Origin of the sequence: Streptomyces torulosus, from assembly GCF_001419765.1 — a bacterium.
Taxonomy (GTDB): domain Bacteria; phylum Actinomycetota; class Actinomycetes; order Streptomycetales; family Streptomycetaceae; genus Streptomyces; species Streptomyces torulosus.
Genome location: NZ_LIRK01000870.1, coordinates 1 through 3,924, shown reverse-complemented (window position 1 = coordinate 3,924; position 3,924 = coordinate 1). Strand labels below are relative to the sequence as shown.

The 3,924-nt window shown below is 66.9% G+C and carries 1 protein-coding gene and 1 pseudogene; one reads left to right on the top strand and one right to left on the bottom strand.

Annotated features, from left to right (window positions below):
• Positions 1-222: 222 nt before the first annotated feature.
• Positions 223-3,243 carry an MGH1-like glycoside hydrolase domain-containing protein gene (locus tag AOK23_RS41670; protein WP_055717596.1) on the bottom strand — a complete coding sequence of 1,007 codons (3,021 nt, stop codon included), beginning with the start codon at positions 3,241-3,243 and terminating at the stop codon, positions 223-225.
• A 166-nt stretch (positions 3,244-3,409) separates the two neighbouring features.
• Between AOK23_RS41670 and AOK23_RS46295 the strand changes: the two are divergent.
• Positions 3,410-3,613 (top strand): annotated as a pseudogene (locus AOK23_RS46295) (YrrC family ATP-dependent DNA helicase); the annotation flags it as partial.
• Between the last annotated feature and the right edge of the window lie 311 nt (positions 3,614-3,924).

The following is a 3,924-nucleotide window of genomic DNA, read 5'->3' as shown; positions in this document are numbered from 1 at the left end:
CCCTCTCACCTTCCCCGTCGCCGCCTTCACCCCCTTCCTCGAAGCCCTCAAGGCGCACCCCCGCCGCTGAGGAGGACGGCTGCACCAGGGGACCGCCGCTACCACCGCTCCCGGGGTACAGCCGGAAAACGGCCGAGGCCCGCCGCACCCCCCAGGGGGCCTCGGCGGACCTCGGCGATCAGCTCAGGGACTCACACGCCCGGACGCTCACGGCGTCACATCTCAGGACGTGAACGGCGTGGACCCGTCCTCCGCCGTGATGCTCCACAGATGATCGGCGGTCCCGTTGTCGTCCCATTGCAGGGCCGGAGCCCCCGACGACATGGACATCCCGTCGATCCCCAGTACCAGCCCGCTGTTCTTGTTGACGATCTTGGCGTAGCCGCCACCGGCGTCGACGATCGACCACAGATGGTCGGAGGTCAGCGTGTCCCCCCACTGCAACGCCGCCGCGCCGGCGGTCTTGGACGCGTCCTTGACGCCGAGGACCTGACCGCTGTTGGTGTTGAAGATCTTGTAGTAGCCGTTCTCGGCCGGGACGATCTTCCACCAGTGGTTGGCGCTGTCACTGGGGCTCTGCTGCTGTACGGCACCTCCGGCGGCGATCGAGGAACCGGCGATCCCGAGCTCCAGGTTGCTGTTCTTGTTGACGATCTTCACCCGCGGGGTCTCCGGGTACCAGGACTCCAGCTCGGTGACGCCGACGAACTTGCCCGCCTGCGGTGTGAAGACCACCCGGAACTGGGACGTGGTGATCGTCGGGAAGGTCACCTCGTTGGCGTTGTTCGCGGCCGGCGTCGCCGGGCTCCTGGTCTGGCTCGGGACGTTCACCCAGGCCCCGTCCTTGAGGTACTGGACGGTGTAGCTCGCCGGGACGCGGATGTTCGCGCCGTCGTCGTAGGTGTAGAACTTCACCTCGTTGATCTTGCGGGGCGCCCCGAAGTCGACGCCGAGGTGGTCGGTGGCGTTCGGCGAGCCGGAGTTGGTCCACCGGTCGTCGGGGATCTTGTCGTAGCGGATCCAGCCGTCCGTCGCCCGCAGCGGGGCGTCGAAGGTGGTGGGCTTGCAGGTCTGGCCGCTGTGGCAGTGCGGGCCGTTGGAGACGGTGTTGGTGTAGGAGGCGAAGGCCTTCGGGTACGGCTGTGTGACGGTGCGGCCCAGCCAGTCCTGCTCGGCGGTGAGCGGATTGGCCGCCACGTTCATCAGCCGCGGGGGCTGGGCCGGGGCGACGGGCGCGGCCACGTTCACGGTGGTGTTGCCGAGGGTCGAGGACTGGTGGATGCGGACGCCGTCCTGGAAGATCTGCAGCCCGCTGCCCTTGCCGTAGTGCGAGCCGTCCCGGTCCCAGCGGATCGAGTAGGTGTGGCCGTGGTACGGGAGGCTCTCCACCGCGAACCAGTCCCAGCCCGAAGGGACCAGCGGCTTCAGCACCAGCGTGTTGTTCGCCTGCGGCTTGATGCCCAGCAGACCGGTGAGCACCAGGTCGTTGAAGCTGGAGTGGTTGTAGTGCTCGCTGAAGTTGAACCCGTCGTAGATCCACTCGCCGGTGTCACCGTTGGCGGCCTCGGCGATGTAGGGCTTGCCGTCCTTGTGCTGGAGGTCGGCGAACTGGGCCAGCATCGTCTGGTAGTCGGTCTTGGTGACGAAGCTCTGCGCGGGGTAGTCCTGGAGCAGGTTCGCGAGACCGGTCAGGACCTGGCTGGTCTGGAACGGCCAGCTCGGACCGTTCCAGTGGCAGCAGTTGGCGTCGTCGCGCTTCTGCTCGGCGGGTATCGCCTGGTAGTTGAAGTACGGGTTCGCGGTGATCCGGTCGATCTCGGCGAAGCTCGTGCCCTTGGCGAACTTCAGCGTGTTGGCCCCGGCCTTCAGGGGGACCTGCACGGTCACGGACTGCGTCTCGGAGAACTTCTGCCAGGCCCCGGTGGGCGCGTAGCTGACCGTGAGCGGGTTCGCGGTGTCGTCGTTCACGATCAGCTTGTGGGTCGACGTGCCGGAGGTTCCGTTGGCGTAGTGCACGGTCACGGGGTAGGTCCCGGCGCCGGGCGCGTTCACGGTGAAGGTGACGTGACTGTCGTCGAAGTCGATCTGGCCGACGTACTTGCCGTTGGAGGCCGTGGACCCACTGAAGATGTTCGCGTGGTTGACGGTGGCCTGCTCGGCCTCGAAGTCGTGCACCCGCTCCAGTGTCGTGGGCCCGAACGGCGCCTTGAACCGCTTGGGGTCGTTCAGGTACTTCCACGCCGACGAGTACTGCGCGTCCGGCAGGTTGAACGCCCAGGGGGCGTAGCCCATCAGCTCCCGCCAGGTCGTCCTGGTCTGCTTCAGGGTGCCGTTGGTGCTGTCCGTGTTGTAGACCTGCATGAAGAAGTTGCGCTGCGGGTCCCACAGCGAGTTCTGCACGGCCGACTTGAGCTGAGCGGCCTTGGCGTCGTAGTCGTTCGCGGTCGCCGTGTCGCCGTTCATGGTGGCGATCTTGCTGATCGCCTGGGCGGCGGCGTACATGTACGCGTTGATGGTGGGCCGGTAGCCGCGCCCGCCGCTGAACCAGTTGCTGCTGTGCATCGACGTCTCGGTGTACTCCGTGGCGTCGGACAGCGGGCTCTGGTGGAAGAGGTCGCTGGTTGACTGCGTGCCGTTGACCGTGATGTCGGTGTTGAAGTTGGAGTCCCACCGCTTGTACAGCGCGATGAGGTGGGGAAGCGCGGACTTGATCTGCGCGGCGTCCCCGGTGACGAGGTACCGCTGGTATGCGGCACTCGTGATCCACTCGCTGAAGTTCCGTACGCCCGAGTTGCCCGCCCCGCGCAGCCAGAAGTCCAGGTAGTCACCCGCGTAGTCGCGGTTGTGCAGCCAGCGGCCGTCCAGCAGGTGGTAGCCGGTGGCGTCCGGGAGCGCGGTGTACGGGTTCCCGGCGTAGCCGATCGGCACGTCGTACTCGGTCGACACGTACCCGGTGCCCGGTACCGTGTAGCGCAGCGCGCGCTTGAAGGTGCTCCACCGGTAGTAGTAGACGTCGTCGATGTCGTTGTCGGGGGTGTCGATGAACGGGATGTTGTCCTTGTACCACTGGCGTTCGTCGAGCTGGTTGGCGGCGAGGATCGCGTCCTTGTCGAGGGCGACGGCGTCGGGGTCGTCGGCGGCCTGGGCGGACGTCGCACCCGGTCCGGCGGACAGCAGGCTGATGGACAACACCGAGCCGCACAGGGCGGCCAGCGCACGGCTACGTCTGAGGCGGTAACGCATGGAGAGTCCTCCGTTGGGCACTCATGCGGCGGTTCGATATGTTCGATATTGCGAACACTGTTCGAAATTCTGCGAGACCGTAGTGACAGGCCGGAAGGAAAGTCAATAGGGGTGTTCGCGGCGGGCCAACGGCGTTGTCGGACCGGGGCGGTAGCGTCGGATCATGGTGGCGAATCAGGCGGGGACCGGTGAGCGCCGGCTCGCCGTGCTCGAAGGCGTCCTGGAACGCATCACGTACGCCAACGAGGAGAACGGCTATACCGTCGCCCGGGTCGACACCGGCCGCGGCGCCGGTGACCTGCTCACCGTCGTCGGCGCGCTCCTCGGCGCCCAGGTCGGCGAGTCGCTGCGCATGGAGGGCCGTTGGGGCTGTCTGCTGACGAGGCGGGCGGATGCTGGCCCCCGAGGTCGCGGAGTATTGCGAGGTGGGGCAGGCGTACTACTTGGTGCGCGGCCATGGCCCGGTGGCGGTTGAGGGCTGTGGATCCGTCGAGTTCTGGCCGTCCCAGGACTTCCGCGCATTCCTGGACGACGTGTACTCGTAGACGGAGTGAGGGCAGCCCGCTGATTCGTCCAGAGGCTTTCCGTGCTCTCGGGCCTTGTACGTGAAGGAGCGGCACGGCGGCGTGGGTCAGTGGGGGCGAGGCGCTTCACTCGGCGTAGATCTCGCCGGTACCGGCG

What these genes read in the sequence shown, in the direction of transcription:
- AOK23_RS41670 (WP_055717596.1), bottom strand. Translation starts at nt 3,243, where the DNA reads ATGCGTTACCGCCTCAGACGTAGCCGTGCGCTGGCCGCCCTGTGCGGC.